Consider the following 22141-nt stretch of genomic DNA (forward strand, 5'->3'; position numbering starts at 1 on the left):
CTCCCTGCAGACGGGATTATTCCTCGTACATGGCTTCAATGGTATCGCGGTAATTGTTCTGTACGATCTTCCGCTTTATCTTCATCGTCGGAGTTACCTCGCCCTTTTCCTGTGAAAAGGAATTAGGGATGAGCGTGAACTTTTTCACCTGTTCCACCCTTCCCAGTGTCTTGTTGACGCCGTCCATTATGGTCTGATATTTTCCAATCACTGCCGGGTTTTTGATCAGTTCCTCCAGTGTGTTGTATTTAATATCATTTTCGCCGGCCCATTTTTCCAAATTGCCGAAATCGGGAGCGATCAGGGCCGTGATGTATTTTCTCTTGTCCCCGATGAGGGTTATCTGCTCGATGAAGGCGCTCCTGAGGATGTCTCCCTCAATTACCTGGGGCGCGATGTTCTTGCCGCCCGAGGTGATGATGATGTCTTTTTTCCTGTCAGTTATCCTCAGGTAGCCGTCTTTATCAATGATGCCGATGTCGCCGGTTTTAAACCAGCCGTCGTCGGTGAAGACTTCCCGGGTTGCCAGGGGGTTATTGTAATATCCCATCATGACCTGGGGCGACTTGATGAGGATTTCGCCGTCATCGGCGATTCTGCATTGGGTCAGGGGAAGGGCCGGTCCCACGGTTCCGGGCTTCAGCGGTGATATATGCGTGTGGGTGTGGCAGTGTGTGACCGGGGCCGTTTCCGTCAGGCCATAGCCTGTCAGGATATAAACCTGCATGGCCGTAAAGAAGGTGTGTATCTCTTCAGAGAAAGGAGCGCCGCCGGTTCCCATGCAAATCATTCGGTCCATGCCCAGGGCGTCGCGCAGCTTGGAAAGAACCAGTTTATAGGCCAGGGCGTATTGCCTGCCCAGGAGCCCCGGTATGGGACGGTTTTCCGCCAGGTACGGCGCGGCCTTTTTACCGGTTTTTACGGCCCAGCCGAAGAGAGCCTTCTTAACTGCCGGTGCGCCGGCTACCTTGGCCTGTATGCCTTCATACATTTTTTCCGGGAGCCGGGGTACGGATATCATGCACGTGGGACGGATCTCCACCAGATCCTGTATGAGGAATTCCGGTCCGCGTGAAAAGGCTATCTCGCCACCGCAGTAGAGAAGAAGATTGTACCCGATGCTCCGTTCCAGCGCATGGGAGAGGGGGAGAATTGACAGGGCAATATCAAACGTGGGATGCGGCTGGTGGCGCACGAAATGCAGTACCTGGGATACCATGTTCTTTGCCGAGAGCATGACTCCCTTGGGGTCTCCCGTGGTGCCTGAAGTGTACATAATGGTCATGACATCTTCGGGATTGATGTTACGGATGCGCTTGTCTATTTCCTTCTCGTTGTTTTTCTTCCTGCCCATGTCAAGGGCGTCTTTCAGGGTTATTACTTTTGAATCATTATATTTCCCATCATTGAAGACGATTATTTTTTTCAGCTTGGACAGCTTGTTTTTTATTTTCAGCAGGTTCTCCACCTGGAAGGAACCGGAGCAGAAGCACATGCGGGAATCGGAATCATTGATAATGTGGGCCGCTTCACCGCTGGAGTTAGTGGGATATATGGTCACATCGGCACCGCCCGCGGAAAGTACGGCCAGGTCTGCCATGATCCATTCGGGCCGGTTTTCCGAGTAGATGGCAACTTTATCACCGGGTTTAATGCCGTTTTGAATGAGATATGAGGTAAGGGCATCGGCCCGTTCTTTGACCTCGCGCCATGTGATATCATTCCATTTATCCTTATTGCGAAAGCGCAGAAAAGTACTGTCGGCCAGAACATCGGCACGGTTTCTGAAGATGCCGGGGATTGATGTTTCGGGATAGAAGCTGGGAAATTGCATGATATACCTCCTCAGACTTGACATTATGTTTGTTTATGTCAATATTCCTTATCCTGCTGTTTAATTGTCAATCTAAAAATGACAAAATATTGCATCAAAATATAATAAAAATAATATAAACATATATATTAAATGTATATAATAAATTCGCTTATATTGATGATTTCCCTGGGTAGAAATAAGCAGGAATGCCGCTATCAGGTCCTCTTGAGCGCGATTCACCTGGCACGGGATAACTCTGACACTGTAATAAAATGCCAATAAAATCGGAGACAAGCAAATCATTTCCGGAGGAATAAACATGAAGGCGACGGGAATCTTCCCGGCGGATCAGTTCAAAGGTTCCCTGTCTGCCTCGTGCTCGAAGTTGCCTTCCGGAACGTCCAGCGTGCCGTCGATGAATTTCTCCAGGTGGGGATAATATATTTTACTCTCGTTTATCATCTTTTCCAGGGGGAAGTCGGGGAAAGAACCGTAATCGTAAACGTATTCCATGTGCTTCTGTCCCTTCATATCCAGGGGATGGAAGATGGAATCGTGGATGCCGTCGAATTCCAGGGGGCAGGTGCCGAATTTTTCGCACAGGGACAGGTTGAAGGCCGGTGTGGCTTTGACCCACCTGCCGTTGATGTACAGCTCGGTATAGCCATGGAAAACGAAAAGATCGGTTCTCAGGATGTCCCGCAGGTTTTTTGTGGAGAGGTGGTTTATAACATTGGCGAATCCCAGGCGGGACGGTATCCCCGCTGAGCGGGCCGCGGCAGCCAGGAGAATGGCCTTCTGGATGCAAAACCCTTCACCCTTTTCCAGGACATAGGATGCGCGGTAGTATTGCTTTTCGAAGCGCATCATGTAGGGGTTGTATTTGAATCCGTCACGAACGGCGTAGTACAGTTTTACGGCCCTTGCTGTTTCGTCTTTTTCAGTGCCCATGCTTTTTTGTGCGAAGGCAGTCACGGCAGGGTCTGTGGATTCAATGTAATAGGTTGATTTTAGATAGTCTTCCATCGTACTGCATCCCTCGTAACCTTATTTGAAGAAAAGAGGTGCTGACCCCGATTTTCCAGGGAACATTCATTTCATTATGTTCCCCATGGGGCCGTTATTTGTCAAGGATGAATCGATGAGGGGAGCCGAAAAGGTTCTCAGGCGCGTCTCGCGATAATAAAAACCCTGATGCTGCCGGTAAAAAATCAATCAGAATCCGCTCTTTAAATAGGGGTTTCATATGGATGAATGGGAAAAAATAATTGACAGAAAAGACATTGTGTCTAATTGTGAAAACTGACATGTCAGTATTGAATGCCGGTTTCTGACACTACAACATTCCGGATATTACAACAAGGCGGAGTATCCTATGAATACCCTTCCCGAGCACAATGCGCTGTCGGACAAAAAACTTGAGCGAAGTGTAAAATATTTCTTCTGGCTCTTCAATATCCGCACCGAAGGCCTCAGCTTCTTCGTGGTGGTTCCCTTCGTGCTGCTCTATGTGTGGATAAATATCCAGTTTACTCCGGAGCAGCTCACCATATTTGCCAGGATATGGCCCCCGGCCTTTATCTTTGGTATCGCCTTCGTCCTGATCAATAACTGGATAGTATTGAGACCTGTTCTGATTTATTTCAGGAAACTGAGGCATGGTGTTGAATATTCGCGCGATGAATACAGGGCGGCAAGGAAACGTTTCCTCAGGCTTCCCTATATCCATGCCATCGGGGCATTTTTCCGGTGGATAGTGCTCCTGGGGAACGCCATAACGGCCATGATGATCGTGGGCGGGCCGGAAATACCACAGACCGTGAACATGTGGACCGGTGCCGGTATCTGTGCGGTCCTGGGACTTTTTTCCTATTTTTCCATAACAGAGGTCCAGGTCCAGGACATGCTGAACAGTGGATTGTTCGCCCGCCTGTCAGCCACGGCATATCAGCCCCGTTTCAACCTGCAGCCCCGGCTGACGCTTATGGCCCTGGGCGCGTCGCTTTTACCGACGGCCGTCGTGTTTGCTTTCTTTTATATAACTGTTGAAACACATAATCTGGGCAGCCTTGCCATGTATCTGAAAATAATGGTTCTCATCCTTCTGGGAATTTTGGTCGGGACACTCAGCCCCTATTTCCTGAGTAAGACCATCAGGGGCAAGGTCCGCACAGTGAGGAAATTCCTCGACGAAATCGGCGCCGGAAACCTCGATGCCCGGCCCGACAATGTGGTCATAGAGGATGAGATCAGCCAGATAAACCGCTCCGTTGATGACATGCGTGAAAAGCTCAAGAAAACCACCGATGATCTCCGCGGTCTGAACCTGACCCTCGAACAGAAAGTGGAGGAACGCACGGAAGAGCTGCAGGCCACCATGGAAGAACTGGAGGCCATGAATGAAAACCTCACGGCCCTCAATGAAGAGCTCGAGGAGGCCTACATCAGGCACCGGAAGGACCTTAAAATGGCAGCCAATGTGCAGAGCGCTTTCATGCCTGAAGAGGCACCGCAGAGCGCCGAATATGATATCGCTTTTCTGTCCCGCCCCATGGAGATCGTTTCAGGCGACTTTTATGATTTTTATCTTGATGACAGGAACAGACTTCGGGGCATCGGCCTTTTCGACGTATCGGGTCACGGCATATCGTCAGGCCTTCTTACTATCATAGCCAAGTCAATAATACAGAAAAATTTTTACCGGTTCCACGAGGAAAAAATGAATGATGCTCTCAAAAAAATCAACGGGGAGCTCATACATGAAATAGGTCAGTCCGACAAATATCTCACGGGGATACTGCTCCGCTTCCGGGAAGACGTCATTGAGTACTGCAACTGCGGCCATCCCGATGCTTTTTTCAGGGTCTCCGGCAAGGACAGGGTGGGCCGAATCGTTAATCGTGAAGGGGAGAGTATCAGGGGCATGTTTCTCGGCATTGCCGAAATGGATGATTCCTTTGAGGTGCTTTCTCTGAGGCTGCAGAAGGGCGATTGTCTTTTCCTTTTCTCCGATTGCCTGCTCGAATCAGCAAACGCAGCCGGAGATACCTATAGCGAAGATACTATAAAGGCTTCCCTCAAGGCGGCGCCGAGAAATTCGGCGAAGGATATCATGGGTCACCTCATCGCCGATTTCGACGCCTTTATCGGCCGCGGCAGACCGCCCCAGGATGATCTTACAGCCATGGTGATTATGAAGAAATAGGGAAGTGGCGTGTTGGTTCGGTCTAATTCGTCGGTGAATCATGGAGCGGTACGCGGGGATTGTTTTCCATGAAGTACTGCATGGACCATGTATTGTTGAACAGAAGCACGGGCCTTCCCCTGTCATCAGTGCCTTCAGCACTGTTATAGGGGAGCTGGAGGTCCGCGGTATCAGTTGCATCGGCATCGCCTATCCATCGCATGACGGTCCATTGCTTCATCTCCAGGTTGGAATCGACGCCGTATTCATCCTTTAACCGGTACTGCAGAACATCAAACTGCAATGGGCCGACAGCTCCCAGCAGGGGGATATTGCCGGCATGGGACTTGAGGAAAAAGGACTGGACAATGTCCTCGGCAAGAAGATGTTCGATTCCTTTTCGGAAGGATTTATAGCTCGAGGACGATACGTTCCTGATGTAGGCGAAACACTCGGGCGCGAAGCGGGGAATTTCATTGAAAGTAATTTCCGGGTCGGAACTGAGAGTATCGCCTATGCGGAAATCGGCATTGGTCACGAAACCGATAATATCGCCTGCGAAGGCCTCGTTTGCCGTTTCCCGTTCCCGTCCAAAAACGTTATGGGAATTTGATATCCGCACTTCTTTGTTGTTTCGCGTATTGTAAACCGTCATGTCCCGGAAAAACCTTCCGGAACATATCCTGGCGAAAACCATCCTGTCCCTGTGCTGGGGGTTCATGTTTGTCTGGATCTTGAAGACAAAGGCGGAAAAAGCCGGACCATCCAGGGGGATGATCTCGTTTCCGGCCTTCCGGGGAAGGGGCTCGTTTGAATATTCCAGGAATCCTTTCAGGAGCATCTCCACGCCGAAATTGTTGGCGGCGCTGCCGAAAAAAACGGGCGTGGTTTTCCCCGCATGCACTTCATTTATTTCAAGGGCCTTTTGGGCGCCGTCGAGCATTTCGAGCTCTTCCATTATTTCATTATATGATGATTCGCTGAGAATGCCTTTGACGAAGGGGTCCGTGATGTCATGAACGGAGACGGGGGCCTTGTATGCTCCACCGGGGACTTTTTCGAATAGATGGACTTCCCGGGTGATTCGGTCATACACTCCCTTGAAAAAGGCGCCGTTTTCAAGGGGCCAGCATACGGGGCAGGCATGCATGCCCAGAACCTTCTCAATCTGGTCCAGCAGTTCAAGAGGCGGGAGGGCGGGGCGGTCCAGTTTGTTGATGAAGGTGAATATGGGGATGCCGCGCTTTTTGCAGATCTCGAAAAGCTTGAGAGTCTGACTTTCAATTCCCTTACCGGCGTCGATGACCATGACTACGGCATCAACGGCCATGAGGACCCGGTATGTATCTTCGGAGAAATCCTTGTGGCCCGGCGTGTCCAGGAGATTGATCCGGAAACCGTTATAGTCGAACTGAAGGACCGTGGAGGATATGGATATTCCTCTCTTCTTTTCCAGTTCCATCCAGTCTGAGGATGTTTCCCGCTGTTTTTTCCGCGCCGTTACCGAACCGGCCAGCTCGATTGCTCCTCCATAGAGAAGCAGCTTTTCGGTCAAAGTGGTTTTTCCCGCGTCGGGGTGTGAGATGATGGCGAAGGTACGCCTTCTTTTTATTTCGATTTGCATGGGATCGTTCATATGATTGTTTTCTTCCGCCTCTGTGACATGGTAATTTCCACTGAAAATTGTCAAGAAATATTATATGTGATCGCTTATGATAAGGAAAGTATGGTTATTGTCATGGCCGGCTGCAGATCCATCGGGGACAGAGTGATGGTCGGTGTAATGGTGAAAAAACGAGAAAGGGATGGATTGTGCCGTTGAGCAGGGGTCACCGGTATTTCATATTGCGGCGCCGCAGGATGATACCTGAATACCGGTGACCGTTGCCGATGAGTTCAGGAATATAGCGCTTCTATCTCTTTTTCAAATTTTTGTTCCACGACCTTGCGTTTGACTTTCAATGTCGGTGTCAGGTCTCCCCACTGTTCAAGGAGTTTTCGGTTTAATATGTGAAATTTTTTAATGCGTTCATATTCCTCCAGTTCCTGGTTGGCTTTCCGGATATCCTCGTCGATCATGAGAATGAGTTTTTCATTCCCGATAAAATCATCACCCGCCTTGATGCAAACGGGAATTGTTCCCTCGTCGGAGAATTCCAGTGAATCCTTATTATACTGAATTCCGTTTTCATCGAAGTATTTAATGAAGGCGTCAAAATTGGGAACAACCAGCGCCGAAACGAATTTCCTGTCGTCTCCCACAGGCAGGACCATGTCGATGTACGGGCTGAGGGAAAACATGCTCTCTATCCTCGCTGAAGGAACATTTTTCCCCGTATCGAGCACCATGATACCTTTTTTACGGTCAATTATTTTGATGTAACCGTCGGCCACCTCCTGGACGATATCACCGGTTTTAAAGTAACCATCCTCGGTGAAGGCCTCGGCGGTGTCTATGGGCTTATTCCAGTAGCCGGAAAAGAGATTGTCACCGCGCACTTGCCATTCGCCGTCCCCGGCGATCCTGCCCGTTACGCCCGAAGAGGCAGGTCCCACAGAGCCAGGCAGAATCTTTCCGGCCCTGTTGAGATTGATGGTGTTCCAGGTCTCTGTAAGACCGTATCCCTCGAGGATTGTGAATCCCATGGCCATAAAAACTTTACAAAGGTCAGCCGGGAGGCTCCCGGCCGCTGAAAAAGCGCCGCGCATTCTGCCGCCGAAACGGTCCCTGACCTTTTTAAAAACCAGCTTGTCGAAGATCCGGTATCTGAACCCGAGCCAGAAACCGGTTCCTTTACTCAGGTCGGTGAATTCATCCATGGCAATAAAACCGTTTGCGTCACTCTGTTTTTCCACTACTTTTATGCCGGTCTTCATGGCGCTGTTGAAGATAATCCGGCTGAGGGGGTTTTTTGAGGCCAGGTCCTTCATGGCCATGTAGACGCGTTCGTATATGCGGGGCACCGACATGAATATATGAGGTCTGAAGAGCTGCAGGTCCGACACGATGTCTTTCGGTGTGGTATAGGCGATGTTCACACCCGCCATCATGGCGCAGCCGTGTCCGCATTCCCGTTCATAGGTATGAGACAGGGGAAGAAAAGAGAGCAGGACGTCTCCGGGGCGATAGTTGGGTGCGTCCCTGAGATCGCGGCATATGGCCGCGTTAAAGCTTCGGTGTGTATGCACTGCACCTTTGGGTACACCTGTGGTGCCTGAGGTGTAAACGATGGTCATGTAGTCAAGAATGTTAACGGACCGCCATCTTCTTTCCACGGCTTCCCGGTCCCGCGCCATGAACAGAATGCCGTTATTTCTCAGGTCACCGAGACTGATGATGCGGGGGTCCGAAGATGTAAATGATTCATTTAATATCACGACCTTTTCCAGTTTTGGCATCCTGTCCCACGACGAGAGGACCTTGGCCAGGTTTTCCTCCTGGAGATAGATGATTTTTGATCCTGAGTCGTTGATTATATAACACATTTCAGTTTCTGAAAGGGAAGGGTAGATGCACACGGTTATGCCGCCTGATGTCAGGATGGAATAATCGGCCCGTACCCATTCGGGACAGGTGTGGCACATAAGCGCGATGCGGTCTCCTTTTTCACACCCGGCTTCAAGAAGCCCGGCCGCCAGCTCTTTCATAATTCCCCATCCTTCGGCATAGGTGATTGATTCGGTTTTGCCGGGGCCGGTCTTCCATGTCTGGAATTTCCAGTGTCCGAATTTAATGGCGTTCCTGTTCATCATGGCAGGAGCGGTCAGCTGTTCAATATACAGTTTGTCCTGAAGTTCGCTCATGGCTTTTCTCCCTTTGTGTATTTATTTTTTTACTGCACCACGTTCATCGCATGCCCGGAGTGTCCGCATCAAATCGGAAGTTCAGCAGCATGAACCCCAGGGTTTTCAGTAACTCTTCGTCGGCCAGAATTTCGTCCAGAAGAAGCTGCTGCATGCACAGTCCATCCACGGCGGCAAGGAAGAGCGCCGCGTATGTCTTTGTCAGGGGGCACGGCTCAACGTCATGTATGGTTGAAATCACCTTTTCTACATTTTGTATCCATTCGCTGTATTTTGATCGATATTTTTTCATAAGTCCATCATTCCCCCTCAGCGCCTCTCCCTGCAGGTGGACATTTATACTGTTCTTTTCAATGTTTTTGATTCTTTCCATGGTCGCCGAGATGATGTCGCTGATCACTTTAATATGGTCACAGGATTCTTTGTTAAGACGATCGACCATTTTCATGGATTCCACGTTGTCCTGTTCCATGATGTCATAGAGGATGTCGTCCTTGCTCCGGTAATAATAGTACAGGGAGCCCTTGCTCATGCCTGCCGCTTCGGCAATGACTTGGAGTGTAGAGTTCTGAATGCCCTGTCGGGCCACTATGTTTCGAGCGGCTTTCAGGATTTTTATTCTGTTGAGATTATACTTTTTATTCATATATCTTTCCGATTTGTACGAGCAAAAGTCGGCCAGCCGACCAAATTCATGTTGAAGTAATTGTTATTTTTGTCAAATCTTAATTAATGAAAAGCTCGATTTGATCTCTGGAAATACGGAACGCAGGTTTCTACTCTCGATAGCACATTTCAATCATAGTGCTGCCATGTTACCGCGATGTTAATTTTGCGGGAACCCCGGCAAAATATCTTGACCGTGGTTTGCTTAAAAAAGGATAAATCAGTCACATTAATGACCAGAAAATGAAAAGAATTCAGGAATAAAAGGAGCAGGGGATAAAAATATGTGCGGAATAGTTGGTGTATTTAACCTGAAAATGTCGGCCGGGGAACTGAGGCCGCGGGTCCTGGACATGTCGAAAAAACTTAGGCACCGGGGCCCTGACTGGTCCGGCATATTCGCCTGCGACCGGGCCATCCTGGCTCACGAAAGGCTTTCCATCGTAGACCCCCAGTCGGGAGGGCAGCCCCTGTCCAGTCCCGACGGCAGCATCATGCTGGCCGTCAACGGTGAAATATACAACCACCAGTCCCTGCGAGAACGCTTCAAGGGCACCTATGAGTTCCGCACCAATTCGGACTGTGAGGTTATCATCCCCCTTTACCTGGAGAAGGGATCTGATTTTATCGAAGACCTGAACGGGATCTTCGCCTTCGCCCTTTATGACAGGAACAGGGACCAGTACCTCATCGCCAGGGACCACATGGGTATCATCCCGCTGTACAAGGGATGGGACGTGTTGGGCAACTTCTTTGTTTCATCGGAGTTGAAGGCGCTCGAGGGAGTGTGCAGCCGGATAGAGGAGTTCCTGCCGGGGCATTCCCTGTGGAGCGGCGACGGAGAAATGAAGCGATGGTACGGGCGCGACTGGAATGACTATGACGCCGTTGCCCGAAATGAAACATCGATTGATGATTTGCGCAGGGCCCTGGAGGACGCCGTACACCGTCAGCTCATGTCCGATGTTCCCTACGGTGTGCTCCTTTCGGGCGGCCTCGATTCCTCGATAATATCGGCCGTGGCAAAGAGGTTTGCCGCGAAGCGCGTCGAGTCGGGTGACACCCAGGAGGCATGGTGGCCCCAGCTGCACTCCTTTGCCGTGGGCCTGAAGGGATCACCGGACCTGGAAGCGGCACGTAAAGTTGCAGCGCACATCAATTCGGTTCACCATGAGATATATTTCACCATACAGGAAGGTCTCGACGCCCTGCGCGATGTCATATACCATATCGAGACATACGACGTCACCACAGTCAGGGCATCGACCCCCATGTACCTCATGGCCCGGGTCATCAAATCAATGGGAGTGAAGATGGTTCTTTCAGGCGAGGGGGCCGATGAGGTCTTCGGCGGGTATCTCTATTTTCACAAAGCGCCCAATGCCCGGGCCTTCCACGAGGAGACGGTGCGCAAACTGGGCAAGCTCCATCTCTATGACTGCCTGCGCGCCAACAAGTCCCTTGCCGCCTGGGGCGTTGAGGGGCGTGTTCCCTTTCTCGACAAGGAGTTCCTGGACGTGGCCATGAGGCTGAATCCCGAAGACAAGATGGCAAAGGACGGTAAAATGGAGAAGTGGGTTCTCCGGAAAGCCTTCGAGGATTACCTGCCGGAGAGTGTGGCCTGGCGGCAGAAGGAGCAGTTCTCCGACGGTGTGGGTTACAGCTGGATCGATACGCTGAAGGAGATGACTTCCGGGGCCGTGACGGACGAGCAGATGGCAAACGCGAAGTACCGGTTTCCCCTCCAGACGCCCATGACCAAGGAGGAATACTATTACCGCAGCATTTACACTGAGCATTTTCCCTCTGACTCGGCCGCCCTGTGCGTGCCTTCGGTTCCCTCCGTGGCATGCAGCACGCCCGAGGCCCTGGCCTGGGACGAGGAGCTGAAAAAGAACATAGATCCCTCGGGGCGTGCCGTTAAAATGGTGCACAAGGAGGCTTACTGAAAAGCCGTCCCCCGCGACGGCATGTTTTTCCGTAAAGCACTTCACTCCTGATAGTGGAGTGCCGTAGAATATATTAATCTTGACTATTCATTTCCTTTGTCATAGTTTTGACGCGTACTGCAGCTCTCTCAATACAGATGCCTGTTGTGTCAATGGGTGTGATGAATCCCACGCTGTATGGTATAAGGGGATGTGAAATGTTCGGCAAGAATTATTATATCACCAGGTTCGATTTTGAAAGGATACAGAATATTCTGGACACGCTGAAGCCCGATGAATATACTCATTCCGTGAGAAAATTGAAGGAAAAGTTCAAAAAGTCCAAACTGGTCAACCCGGAAGATATAAAACCGAACATAATCACCATGAATAGCCAGTTCGTTCTCCGCAACCTGGGTAATGGGATCAAATATAATTATTCACTGGTGTTTCCCCACGAAGCCGATTACCTGCGTAATAAAGTATCCGTCCTCGATTCCATCGGTGCCGAAATACTGTCCCTGGAAGTAGGGGCCGTGGTCCATTCTTCGGAAAGCGGTGATGTCTATTATCTGATAGAACATATTATCTACCAGCCCGAAGCCGCCGGCGATTATCACCTGTAATTATGCCGCGATATGTCTCGATATGCCACGTAGAGACGCGAGGCATCGTGTCTCTACGTGTTTTACGCATGTATCCTTTTCAGCAATGCCGTAATGTAAATGTACCTATTCAATTTTAATCCAGGTCGCCCCGGTGCCAACATTGTTGCTGCCGTACTCGATCCACATATATCCTTCTTCCCCCCAGCCTTCACTCCAGGAATTTTTTATCAGGAAGGCCTTCCGGTCGTCGTCCCATCCTACGATGACGATGACATGATTCACGTCACTGAGGTTTTTAAGCGTCGGGTGTTCGTCATAGACGCCGCTTTTATAGGCCTTGAAAAGGTCCGTGGCCTTCACATATCCGCCCAGGGGGCCGAATTTGCAGAGTAGTTCTTTTATAGTGGTAATGTTCGTTCCGGCGTTGACAAAGCCGAATTTTTTTACCTTGTAAGGGAATTTTTCACTGATCCTTTCGCAGGGCATCTCTTTCCCCTCATAGGGAAGCATGGCCTCGGGAACCGCCGATTCCTTCTGCAGGGCCTGGAATACGCTGTAGTCGCTGCCGCCGCCGCAGGAGCCGCAGTCTCTTTGCGGGGTACGAAGGCAGTCCACGACATGTTGTTCGGAGATGTCGAGCTCGGTCCCGTGTTTAATTTTATAAACCGCCTCATATACGCCCGCTGATCCGAAGGCCCAGCAGCTACCGCATGCCTCTTGAAATTTAACGGGGGTCATCATGCCTGCATCGCGCCAGTTAAAGGCTCTCATGGATGGGTCACGTTTAATGGAGTCGGGCAGATTGGACGGTTCCTTTTTCCAGACATCGTCAGGTGAATAGGGTTTTATGTCAAAGAATCCCGTGATATCCTTAATCGCCCTGGTGATGACCGACGTGTCGCCGATTTTAAACCGGGCGCCTTTCTTCATTGTTTTCTGCAGTCTTTGCAATTCCTTCTGCGCCAGCGCAGCGGTTTCCCGGGACCTTTTGCCGATCATTTCCAGGGTCGTTTTTCTTTCGTCCGTTTTCGCGATGATAATAAACTCCCAGTAGGAATTGTCATTGGGAGTGGAAACGGTTATGAGCTCCGCCCCGTTTTTCGACGCCTTGCCTTTCGCTGTTATGTAATTGTCATTGAGCCTGCACTGGATTAAAAACCTGTTTTTGCCCTTGTTGATTATTCTCCAGTGGTACGAATAATGCTCGTAGAGCACCTGATGATAGTTCAGTTCGACACGATTATCTATATCCCGGGCATAATATCCCGTGGCGCTCCTGATTAAATAATATCCCTTGTCCCTGGCCAGGCCGGTGAACTGCTCCAGGGGATAGAACCTGTAGCGGTGGTCTCTCTCCGGCCAGCGCTGGAACTTGTACTCCAGTTCCCAGAGGATGAGGGGCTTTCCCGGGCCTTCGACCTCTTTGCCTTTTCCGCGAACATCCCAGAAATTCCCCATGTCATTCTTGTCTTTTTTAAAGGGGGTCCGTATAGCGACCCACCGTTCCGTCGACGGTACGTCATGTTTGGCCCAGCCATATATATAGCGGTCCCAGCCGCCCGCAACTTCAATCGTCTCTTTCAGTTCGATTAGAATATTTTTTCCGTATCCCCGTGAAATCAGGGCTGTTGATATAACAGCGCAGGCTGTTGTCAATGTAAGAAAGTAAAAGAGCTTTTTCATCAAATCCTCCGTGCCATGTCATGCGTGTTTGTTATTATTATTATTATTATTATAAACGATCAGCCATGCATTGAAAACAAGAAAAAAATATTTTTTATTCCAGCGGGGATATGCCGCAGGAATTGGAACTTATGGCGGGAAGGATCTATTGCTGCTGTCATTGTTTTACAAAATTAATGTTAATTACCATTATTTCTGAAATGCCCGCTGTCCGGACAGGGGGGCCCCAGCCCTGAATTCCGCTTGTCACGAATAGATGTGTATTGCCGGTCTTTTTGTAGCCCCAGCTCAGCGTGTTGAGATATCTGACAATAAAATTCAATGGAAATAATTGTCCATTATGGGTATGACCGGAGAGTTGTACATCAATGGTCATATCATCGGCATCTTCACTGTTCAAAGGACGATGATCAAGGACCAGGACCGGCAGTATGGCAGGGGCGTCCTTCAAAATATCCTTAATTTTTTTTCTTTTATCGGAATTACGGTCATTTCTACCAACCAGGTAAAAAGAATCAGCTATGGTACGGTACTCATCCCGAAGAAGGGTGATATTCGCTTTCTTTAGAAAATCAAAACTCCGCATTGGGCCGTGTGATTCATGATTCCCCGGTGAGGCGTAGACCCCGTACCTTGTCCTGATATCTTTAAAAAGCGTTTCGAAATCCGATGTATCCATATTGTTATTATCACCTTCGAGTATGTCACCGGGGATTAAGAGGATGTCGGGATTCAGCGAATTGATCGTTTTGACAAAATTTACCACGAACTGCCTGCCGGTTATATCGCGCAGATGGAGATCGGCGGCAAGCGATACTTTTATGCTCCTTATCTTTGATGATTTTGCCGGTATGTTGATGGAATATTCACTGACACGAATCGTATTATAGTTAATTGTCCCGATTATAATGAAGAGCAGCGGTATTACAGTGATGATGCCCAGCATGGCTGCGCGGTACCGGGGGCCTTCAAGTGTTTCGCGTGATATAACGTTCAGAACACGGTTTGCCAGCAATAGAATATCCTGAAGAATTACTAAGAGAACCACATACAGCAGGAAGGGCAGGCTGTAATAGCCGGGAAGCAATAGATATTTTAATGCGTCGCCATACGATGAGTGGGATAAAAGCTCGGTGATCGGAAAGGCCGCGACTACTATGCCGTATACGCATGAAACGAGTGTTTTTGTTGACGGCTTTTTTAATAATGTACGGATTCTCGTAAGAGCATAGAGATTCAATAATATAAAGATGCTAAATATGCTGAATTTGATCATCGCAGCCTCTTCGTGCCGTGTTACGCGCTGTTTTTACAGATAAATAATCCGCTATTCGCCGGAATGCTGATATTCCCCTTGCGTTCAATTATATTTTTTACAAATTCTGTCAGGGGTTCTCTTTCATCTTCATTAAAAATAATTTTATCCCGCTGAATACCGACAGTTGAATAAATGAAATTAATGAACGGTTCGGCTTCATTGATTATCAATATATTATCATACGGTTTTAAAACAATATTGTTGAAATATTTTTTTAACTGTTCCCCGCCGTCTTCTATCGAAAAGTTTTGTATAAGGTCATTGGTTGCATTTTCCTTAACGGGTTTAGCCCTGTATTCAGAAATTATTTCCTTCATCTCCTTCATGTAGTATTTACTGAATGTCGTCGCGTAGAATGTTCCGTTTTTCTTTAAAACCCTTTGTATTTCCGAAAGGGCCTTATTCCTGTCGGGAACATGATACAGCATATTATTTGCTATTATTAAATCATAGCTATGATCTTCAAAGGGAATATGCTCAATATTTATGACCTCATAGGTGATGTTCTTTATGCTGTCTCCTATGGTGTTTTTCGCATCGTGTATCATCCCCACGGAGAAGTCGGATAACGTAATTTCCCAGGTACCGGGGACCCTCTTCGCATTTAATCTCCACAGCAATCCATTCCCGCAGCCCAGTTCCAGTACTTTTAGATTGTTTTCTTTGCTGATATTGTCAAAAACCCACTGTGTCAACGGATACTTGTTCGTTCCAAATTTATAATGTAAATAAATGCGATCGTTAAATTTCGATGAGTCCTTATACTGAATATCTTTTAAGATGGACATGGTATCGCCTCAACTGGTTTTAATTTACGGTAAAGCGGACTTTCCTCCAATCCTTTTTCTTTCAAGGTTTCTTTCTATATTAGTAACTTTATTTTTGCAAGAGGATTTTCCCCTGTTTATCCGGTACGCTTTTCGGGGAACGGATAAACAGTATTTTCAATCCCGGGATATAGTTTAAGCGTGATGAATTATAGTTGACTTTCTGGAAATTTCCGTTTAATATTTTATTAAAAATAATTATAATCAATGAACTCAATACACATAGTGTTAATAACTTGAGAAGGAGTATTCTTTTCATCATTACCATCCTTTATCAAAACAATGTGAATAGACCGGCATATGAAAAAATTCGGGACATTTAAAGGCGTATTCGTTCCATCAACTGAAGCGATACTGGGAACAGTATTATTTTTATTGCTGCCGGCCCTTACCGCCGATGTCGGTTTGTTCGGCATACTCATGGTGATTTTTCTCTCACATACGGTTACCGTGGCAACGGCTTTTTCTATCGCCGATTGCGCCACGAACCTTAATAATATCGGCGGGGGCGGTATGTATGCCCTGTCAAAGAGGTCTCTGGGACTGTCTTTCGGAGGATCGATCGGCATACAGCTGTTTATAGCCCAGGCCGCATCCATCGGTTTTTATTGCATCGGTTTCGCCGAGCCATTATCACCCTTGTTTTTTCCCCACATACAACAGATGTTTCCGGAAATATTTTCGAATACTGATTCTATTCTGCTTTTCAAGCAACTTGTGGCTACGGTTGTTCTACTGCTGTTTTTTATCATAGTAATGTTTGGCGCCGATTTTACGCTTAAAATTCAGATGTTCATCCTTGTCATTCTCTTCGGCAGCATCGCCATCATATTCTTTTCACCAGTGATAAGTTCTGATTTTATCCAGGACGGCATTTTTTCTCAAACACTTCATCTGAAAGGGATGAGGCCCCTGACGGTATCACTTTTTATAATTACCTTCACCCAGTTTTTCCCGGCCGTTACGGGAATTGATGCCGGTGTCGGCATGAGCGGAGAACTGGCGGATCCCAAGAAGAGCCTTGTAAGAGGGACTTTTCTCTCAATAATTATAACCATGATCCTTTATATTATTACCGTCTTTATTTTTTCACTCATGAATCCGCAAAAAATAATTTTAGAACATAAAGACGGTCTGCCCATTGGCAATCTTTTGACCGATCTGCTGGGCTCCGGAAACATGTTCCCCTACAGTATTTTCGGGATTATCGTACTGCTGGGCATTCTGTTCGCGACCAGTTCTTCAGCCCTGAGCTGTTTCATGACCGCGCCCCGGACGGCCCAGTCGTTGAGCCGCGATAATGTACTGCCGCGCTTTCTTTCCTTTTTGTCAAAGGATTTCAGGTCATCGGGCAATGAGCCGCGATTTGCGGTAATTTTCACTTTCCTGATCGCTTTTGCGGTTATATGGATCGGCAATATTAATACCGCGGCGATGATCGTGGGTATCTGTTATCTTGTCGTCTATGGATGGGTGAACGGATCGGCTTTTCTTGAAAGGATCAGCCAGAATCCCACCTTCAGGCCCACGTCCCGGGGCCACTGGCTGATATCATTTTACGGGTACCTCGCTTCCTTAACGGCTATTTTTATTTTCAACTGGCAACTCGGACTGCTGATTATAGTTGTTCAGTTCATCATTTTCCGGTTGATCTTAAAGTACAAGGAAGAGGGCAAGCTTGAAGGCGTATGGTGGGGAGTAGTCTATTCCTTCCTGATTAAGATCATCAATGTTCTTAATGGAATAGTGCAGGGCACAAAAAACTGGCGTCCCATCGTGACGGCCATTTCAGTTAAGGGAACGGATAAAGCGCCGGAAACCCTGGAGATCATCGCGCGGTTGTTGACGCAGTATAAGGGATTTATCCATTTTCATCATATTTTAACTGAAAAGGATGAAGAGAAAGATCAGATAGATGAGGAGGCGCGCAATAATTACGGTTTAATCTTTTCCGGCGATCCGACAGAAACAATTTTAAGCATGGTACAGATGAATTTTTACGGAAACCTCTCGCCCAATACGGTTCTCCTGGGGTATTCGAAAAAAATTGACACGGTCAGGGTTATTAAAAAGATCCTCTCATTACGGAAGAATATTATTTTATTAAAAAACGGCGAAAAGTTTTCAGGGTTTTCCGAGATTGATATATGGTGGCGGGGTGAAAAAAACGGGAACCTCATGGTCCTCCTGGCATATATTATCCAATCATCGGTTGATGAAAAATTAAATGACATTACCATTCGTATAATCAGAAAACTGAGTGAGGATGAAGCGGAACATGACGCGCGCGATGAGATGATGACGCTTTTAAGCAAGGCAAGGATAAACGGCGAAGTAATAATTCTGCCCTTTACCGATGAAGATTTTTTACAAACGGTAACGAAAATTTCCGGGAAATCAAATCTCGTTTTAATGGGAATTCCCGGGAATTACACGGATAAGACCAATCGAAGTTTATTCAATCTGAACGAATTCTTTTTCAAAAAAGAAATTCATAAATACGATTCACTGCCGCCGGTTCTCTTCGTAAAGAGCGCAATAACTCACAGCCTTATTGAATGATGAGCGGATCTTATGAAGGCATTGATTTATTTTCTGCCTTTTATTGATTTAATTCTGACTTTCTGTGTGGACTTTGAAAAGCGTTTAAAGGGAATTACTTTAAAGATTCATCCGTTTCAGCAATGCAGCCATGTAACGGGATTTGACCTGCTCAGACGCGAGAATCTGTTTTACCGGTGGCAGATTAAGGATAGCGCCGAAGATTGCCGCAAGGGCGCGGTGGTTCCACATGGCCTGATTGTCGAAAATCAGATGCTGCAGTGTTCCCCGTTCAATGGCCATCATTACCGCTTTATGAACGGAATCCACGGGAGTAATGACTTTTACTTTTCTTTCGACAAGCTTAAGGGCCTCGCGGGAGCATGATCGTACGCAGATACCGCATCCGAGACAATGCCTCTCTATGAGCTTCGCTTTTTTCTTTTTTTTGTTCACCGGATCTCCGGCCGAAACCAGCGAGAGCGATTCAACGGGGCATACTTCAACGCACTTTCCGCAGCCCGTACATTTTTCTTCGACAACCGCGGGGATAAAATTAGTGGTACTGATTGAATTCAGGAAAGCGAAGCGTTTCTGCGCCTGCATGGCCTCACAGCAGCAACCGCAGCAATTACATATAAAATTGACCCTGTTCTGCTGATTCTCACCGAACTGCACAAGATTATGTTCATAGGCTTTTTCCAGCAGGGAAAACATTTCACTTTTATCGACGGCCCGGGCTGAACCATGCTTGACCAGGGAGTAGGCGCTTGAATTAAAGGTCATGCATATATCAAGAGGTGCGTCACAGGCTTTTGCGGCATGCATCATTTTGTGACGGCAGTAACAGGTGCTTATGGCCATATGCTCCGCGCTGTTGATGACTTCACTGGCGCGCTCGTAATCGAGGACCTGCAGCGTGTCATCACCGGCAATTACCTGTTCATTGACAAAGGCGCGGCCAAGCTTCGTGTCTCCCACGGTGAAGAGTTTTTTAACGAAATCCTCTTCGACGTTCATATACTGGTAATACAATTCGGCGAGCCGTTTCTGATTGCGGTCATTTCCCAGCCGCATCAGGGAAAACTCTATGAATCCGGCCATGGGAGGAGGGAGGACATACTCGGGCTCACCCGAGGTTTCAATATCGACCAGCATGGTTTTATCGCAGAGATCATTCAGGATACTCCGTGCCTCGCTGATATCGCATTTCCATAACTGTGCTGCTTTTTCTGTGTTGAAGGGTTTGATGGGAAGAAGGGAGAGCATCAGAGCTTCTTTCTCCGTCACCAGTGTCTGTAATATTCGGTACAGGGTCTCCGATTCCACAACTCCCAGGGGAAACTTATTCAGCCGTTCAACAAGGGTCTGATATCCCGATTTTGTCGTGATGTGTGACATTATTTTTCCGTGTATAGCCTCAATTGATTTTATCTTTACGGTAGAGCGGACCTTTTCCGGCTTACGCTCCAGCCACAACAGCAAATTCCGATGACCCGGCATCGAAGTCCCGGCCGGACACATCGCTGTATATCTCTTCGATAAGGAGCCCGTTTTCTTCAAATTCCCTTTTCAAAGATTGGGGCGTAAAATACTGCAGCCAGTTGTATACGATCCGGGTCTTTTCGCTTTCAATGATGGTGTATTTGTCCAGGGTTACTTTTTCGTCATTATATTTAAAGGCGTTGATGAAACAATAGTACTCACGGGGAGACCAGAAGTTGTCCATGTGATTCTGTTCATAAGCGGCCGATTCCTCCCGCCGGTTGAAATAATTCAGGGAATAGACATCGAGAAGGATCTTCCCGCCGGGCTTCAGCAGGCCCCGGAATTTCTTCAGCATGGTTTTTCTCTGATCCGGGCTCAGGGCGCAGAAGTCGCACATGATCATGATGATGAGATCGAAGCGCCTGTCGCTTTCGAACTCCAGGTAATTTCGGTGAATATACCGGGCCTTGAGATTTTTATCCGATGCCCTGTTAGCGGCATAATCGATGGATCGCTTTGAAAAATCAACGCCCGTGACGCTGATATCCATTGCGGCCAGGCGGTTGGCGTAGAGTCCCGGGCCGCAGCCCAGGTCCAGGACCCCGGACGCCGAATCCAGGCCGAAACGTCCGGCGATCCATGAAACCGACCGGTCGATGAATGCGGCATTCCGTGAAGAGACGTCAATTGATTCATTGAGATGATACTCCAGCATCTTTTTTGAGGTATGCTCATCGGCCCAGAGGTCTTCGGCGGTATAGAACTCGAAAGCTTTGGGCATGCTGTTTATTTCGGTTAATTCTTTGAACACGGGAAAACTCCTTTGCAATAATTCCTGTTGTAATGTGCAGGTTTTTCTTCATAATAATTGATGAGAACACTGAGTATGTTGCTAATATAAAAAGAGTTATTCACATATTTTGTGCAGAAAGGGATTTATAAAAGCAAGAAGTTTTTGAAATCAAAAGGCCACTATGGTGAAACCCGGCGCAGGAGCCCCTGTCCCGATGTTCAATAATTCTTGACAGAACAGCATCACAGAAATACTTCTATGGGAACAGGTACGAAACAATCATGCGGGAAATCTTTGCGACAATATGTCTTGCCGGGTCGATCCAGGCCTTTCTTTTGTGCGTTGTGCTGCTGGTGAAAAAGAACAACCGCAGGGCCAACGGTTTTCTTTCTCTTGTCATGCTTTTCCTGGCCATTGACGCCTTTGAGCTGTACCTGGGCGCACGGGGACTCATGGCAGCGCCGCGTCCCTACCAGCTGAGCGTAATTCCCTATTCATTGATCTTCGGGCCTTCCATGTTTTTATATGTTGTTTTCCTCACGGCGCGCCTGCAGGCCTTCCCGAAAAAATACCTGCTGCTCTACGGTCCCTTCGCGGCCGCTCTTGCTGTCAATATGTTTGTACTGTTTTATGGTAATACGTTTCCAGTGCCCCGGGCCGTTATATACGTTGACATGGCAATAAACGGGGGAGGGCTGATATTTGAAGCCCTGTTCTATGCCCTGTCCCTGGTACTGCTGCAGAAATATATAGGCCGCCTGAAAGACTATTTTTCCGCCATTGACGCCCTGAAGCTGTCATTTCTCCGGGTAGGCCTGATATTTCTGATCCTGGTCGTTTCTCTTATTTTCCTGTCCCTGGTCAGCGACGGCTATGTGAGGCGTCAGTATAAGCTTCCCGATGTCATTGCCGTCCTCAGCAGTGTGGGCCTGGGCTTCGGCATCGCCTTCCTGGCCATGATCCAGCCTGAGATATTCAACCGGGTGCGGCTCATGGAAAGGGCCGTGCCCCATGAAGAGACAGCGTCGGGACCCCGGTATGAAAAGCTCAGGCTCCCGGCCCCGGAAGAAGAAAGCCATGTGAGAAAACTGCGGGCCTATATGACGGAGCACAAACCCTATCTCCGGGAGGAACTGACGCTCCAGGACATGGCCGATGAGCTGTCCCTGTCAACGCACCACCTTTCCATGATACTGAATATCCACTTCAAACAGAATTTCTATAATTTTGTCAACAGCTACCGTATTGCTGATGTTAAAGAGAAACTGCTTCACCCCGATTTCAAAAACCAGAACATTCTCTCCATCGCCTACAGCGCCGGATTCAATTCAAAGTCCACGTTCAACACCATGTTCAAAAAATTCACGGGTAAAACGCCTAGGGAATACCGCGCCGACCTGTTCATGTAAAAAAACGTGCGGGTTTAGTAACCCGGGCGACGGCGGGCAATGCATTGTGTATCATTCATGAAAAAGAGAAAGACAC

At 48.1% G+C, this 22141-nt stretch carries 17 protein-coding genes; 6 read left to right on the forward strand and 11 right to left on the reverse strand.

Annotation, left to right across the window (positions count from 1 at the left end; translation table 11 throughout):
- Positions 1-16: 16 nt before the first annotated feature.
- A complete protein-coding gene (locus CVV44_18870) occupies positions 17-1858 on the reverse strand; it encodes a long-chain fatty acid--CoA ligase (GenBank protein PKL35596.1) in 1842 nt (613 codons plus the stop codon).
- 306 nt (positions 1859-2164) lie between these two features.
- Complete coding sequence (locus CVV44_18875; protein PKL35597.1) at positions 2165-2842, reverse strand: transglutaminase; 678 nt, start codon at positions 2840-2842, stop codon at positions 2165-2167.
- Between the two features lie 349 nt (positions 2843-3191).
- Between CVV44_18875 and CVV44_18880 the strand changes: the two genes are divergently transcribed.
- Entirely contained in the window at positions 3192-5021 is a 1830-nt protein-coding gene (locus CVV44_18880; protein PKL35598.1) for a hypothetical protein, read from the forward strand.
- A 22-nt stretch (positions 5022-5043) separates the two neighbouring features.
- Here CVV44_18880 and CVV44_18885 read toward each other — a convergent pair whose 3' ends face one another.
- On the reverse strand, positions 5044-6636 hold the full coding sequence (locus CVV44_18885) for a peptide chain release factor 3 (protein PKL35599.1): 1593 nt from the start codon (positions 6634-6636) through the stop codon (positions 5044-5046).
- On the opposite strand from CVV44_18885, the gene CVV44_18890 reads away from it, so the two are divergent.
- Positions 6637-6822: a hypothetical protein gene (locus tag CVV44_18890; GenBank protein PKL35600.1), complete on the forward strand. Its 186-nt coding sequence runs from the start codon at positions 6637-6639 to the stop codon at positions 6820-6822.
- A gap of 74 nt (positions 6823-6896) precedes the next feature.
- Here CVV44_18890 and CVV44_18895 read toward each other — a convergent pair whose 3' ends face one another.
- Both CVV44_18895 and CVV44_18900 read right to left on the reverse strand, forming a co-directional pair.
- Positions 6897-8804: a hypothetical protein gene (locus CVV44_18895; protein ID PKL35601.1), complete on the reverse strand. Its 1908-nt coding sequence runs from the start codon at positions 8802-8804 to the stop codon at positions 6897-6899.
- A gap of 43 nt (positions 8805-8847) precedes the next feature.
- Positions 8848-9450 carry a hypothetical protein gene (locus CVV44_18900; protein ID PKL35602.1) on the reverse strand — a complete coding sequence of 201 codons (603 nt, stop codon included), beginning with the start codon at positions 9448-9450 and terminating at the stop codon, positions 8848-8850.
- Positions 9451-9754: 304 nt separating this feature from the next.
- Here CVV44_18900 and asnB point away from each other — a divergent pair, with 304 nt between their 5' ends.
- A complete protein-coding gene (gene asnB / locus CVV44_18905; protein ID PKL35603.1) occupies positions 9755-11419 on the forward strand; it encodes an asparagine synthase B in 1665 nt (554 codons plus the stop codon).
- A 137-nt stretch (positions 11420-11556) separates the two neighbouring features.
- Positions 11557-12024: a hypothetical protein gene (locus tag CVV44_18910; protein ID PKL35604.1), complete on the forward strand. Its 468-nt coding sequence runs from the start codon at positions 11557-11559 to the stop codon at positions 12022-12024.
- A gap of 105 nt (positions 12025-12129) precedes the next feature.
- On the opposite strand, the gene CVV44_18915 is transcribed toward CVV44_18910, so the two are convergent.
- The 4 genes from CVV44_18915 to CVV44_18930 form a co-directional block, all read right to left on the reverse strand.
- On the reverse strand, positions 12130-13689 hold the full coding sequence (locus CVV44_18915) for a hypothetical protein (GenBank protein ID PKL35605.1): 1560 nt from the start codon (positions 13687-13689) through the stop codon (positions 12130-12132).
- Between the two features lie 157 nt (positions 13690-13846).
- On the reverse strand, positions 13847-14965 hold the full coding sequence (locus tag CVV44_18920; protein PKL35606.1) for a hypothetical protein: 1119 nt from the start codon (positions 14963-14965) through the stop codon (positions 13847-13849).
- A 20-nt stretch (positions 14966-14985) separates the two neighbouring features.
- Positions 14986-15795: a class I SAM-dependent methyltransferase gene (locus tag CVV44_18925; GenBank protein ID PKL35607.1), complete on the reverse strand. Its 810-nt coding sequence runs from the start codon at positions 15793-15795 to the stop codon at positions 14986-14988.
- Positions 15796-15883: 88 nt separating this feature from the next.
- The gene (locus CVV44_18930) at positions 15884-16093 is read right to left on the reverse strand and encodes a hypothetical protein (GenBank protein PKL35608.1); all 210 of its coding nucleotides are present in this window, start codon (positions 16091-16093) and stop codon (positions 15884-15886) included.
- 41 nt (positions 16094-16134) lie between these two features.
- Between CVV44_18930 and CVV44_18935 the strand changes: the two genes are divergently transcribed.
- On the forward strand, positions 16135-18396 hold the full coding sequence (locus CVV44_18935; protein PKL35609.1) for an amino acid permease: 2262 nt from the start codon (positions 16135-16137) through the stop codon (positions 18394-18396).
- Positions 18397-18495: 99 nt separating this feature from the next.
- On the opposite strand, the gene CVV44_18940 is transcribed toward CVV44_18935, so the two are convergent.
- Together CVV44_18940 and CVV44_18945 are read right to left on the reverse strand one after the other, a co-directional pair.
- Positions 18496-19776, reverse strand: a complete 1281-nt coding sequence (locus CVV44_18940) for a (Fe-S)-binding protein (GenBank protein PKL35954.1) — start codon at positions 19774-19776, stop codon at positions 18496-18498.
- A 61-nt stretch (positions 19777-19837) separates the two neighbouring features.
- Complete coding sequence (locus CVV44_18945) at positions 19838-20674, reverse strand: class I SAM-dependent methyltransferase (protein PKL35610.1); 837 nt, start codon at positions 20672-20674, stop codon at positions 19838-19840.
- A 263-nt stretch (positions 20675-20937) separates the two neighbouring features.
- Between CVV44_18945 and CVV44_18950 the strand changes: the two genes are divergently transcribed.
- Positions 20938-22065, forward strand: a complete 1128-nt coding sequence (locus tag CVV44_18950; protein PKL35611.1) for a hypothetical protein — start codon at positions 20938-20940, stop codon at positions 22063-22065.
- Positions 22066-22141 lie beyond the last annotated feature (76 nt).

Source organism: Spirochaetae bacterium HGW-Spirochaetae-1, from assembly GCA_002839375.1.
In the GTDB taxonomy this organism is placed as follows: domain Bacteria; phylum Spirochaetota; class UBA4802; order UBA4802; family UBA5550; genus PGXY01.

Coding starts and splice junctions, on each gene's coding strand:
- CVV44_18885 (PKL35599.1), bottom strand. CDS start 6,636: ATGAACGATCCCATGCAAATCGAAATAAAAAGAAGGCGTACCTTCGCC.
- CVV44_18875 (PKL35597.1), bottom strand. CDS start 2,842: ATGGAAGACTATCTAAAATCAACCTATTACATTGAATCCACAGACCCT.
- CVV44_18900 (PKL35602.1), bottom strand. CDS start 9,450: ATGAATAAAAAGTATAATCTCAACAGAATAAAAATCCTGAAAGCCGCT.
- CVV44_18910 (PKL35604.1), top strand. CDS start 11,557: ATGCCTGTTGTGTCAATGGGTGTGATGAATCCCACGCTGTATGGTATA.
- CVV44_18925 (PKL35607.1), bottom strand. CDS start 15,795: ATGTCCATCTTAAAAGATATTCAGTATAAGGACTCATCGAAATTTAAC.
- CVV44_18935 (PKL35609.1), top strand. CDS start 16,135: ATGAAAAAATTCGGGACATTTAAAGGCGTATTCGTTCCATCAACTGAA.
- CVV44_18890 (PKL35600.1), top strand. CDS start 6,637: ATGATTGTTTTCTTCCGCCTCTGTGACATGGTAATTTCCACTGAAAAT.
- CVV44_18880 (PKL35598.1), top strand. CDS start 3,192: ATGAATACCCTTCCCGAGCACAATGCGCTGTCGGACAAAAAACTTGAG.
- CVV44_18940 (PKL35954.1), bottom strand. CDS start 19,776: ATGTCACACATCACGACAAAATCGGGATATCAGACCCTTGTTGAACGG.
- CVV44_18930 (PKL35608.1), bottom strand. CDS start 16,093: ATGAAAAGAATACTCCTTCTCAAGTTATTAACACTATGTGTATTGAGT.
- CVV44_18870 (PKL35596.1), bottom strand. CDS start 1,858: ATGTCAAGTCTGAGGAGGTATATCATGCAATTTCCCAGCTTCTATCCC.
- CVV44_18895 (PKL35601.1), bottom strand. CDS start 8,804: ATGAGCGAACTTCAGGACAAACTGTATATTGAACAGCTGACCGCTCCT.
- CVV44_18920 (PKL35606.1), bottom strand. CDS start 14,965: ATGATCAAATTCAGCATATTTAGCATCTTTATATTATTGAATCTCTAT.
- CVV44_18915 (PKL35605.1), bottom strand. CDS start 13,689: ATGAAAAAGCTCTTTTACTTTCTTACATTGACAACAGCCTGCGCTGTT.
- asnB (PKL35603.1), top strand. CDS start 9,755: ATGTGCGGAATAGTTGGTGTATTTAACCTGAAAATGTCGGCCGGGGAA.
- CVV44_18950 (PKL35611.1), top strand. CDS start 20,938: ATGCGGGAAATCTTTGCGACAATATGTCTTGCCGGGTCGATCCAGGCC.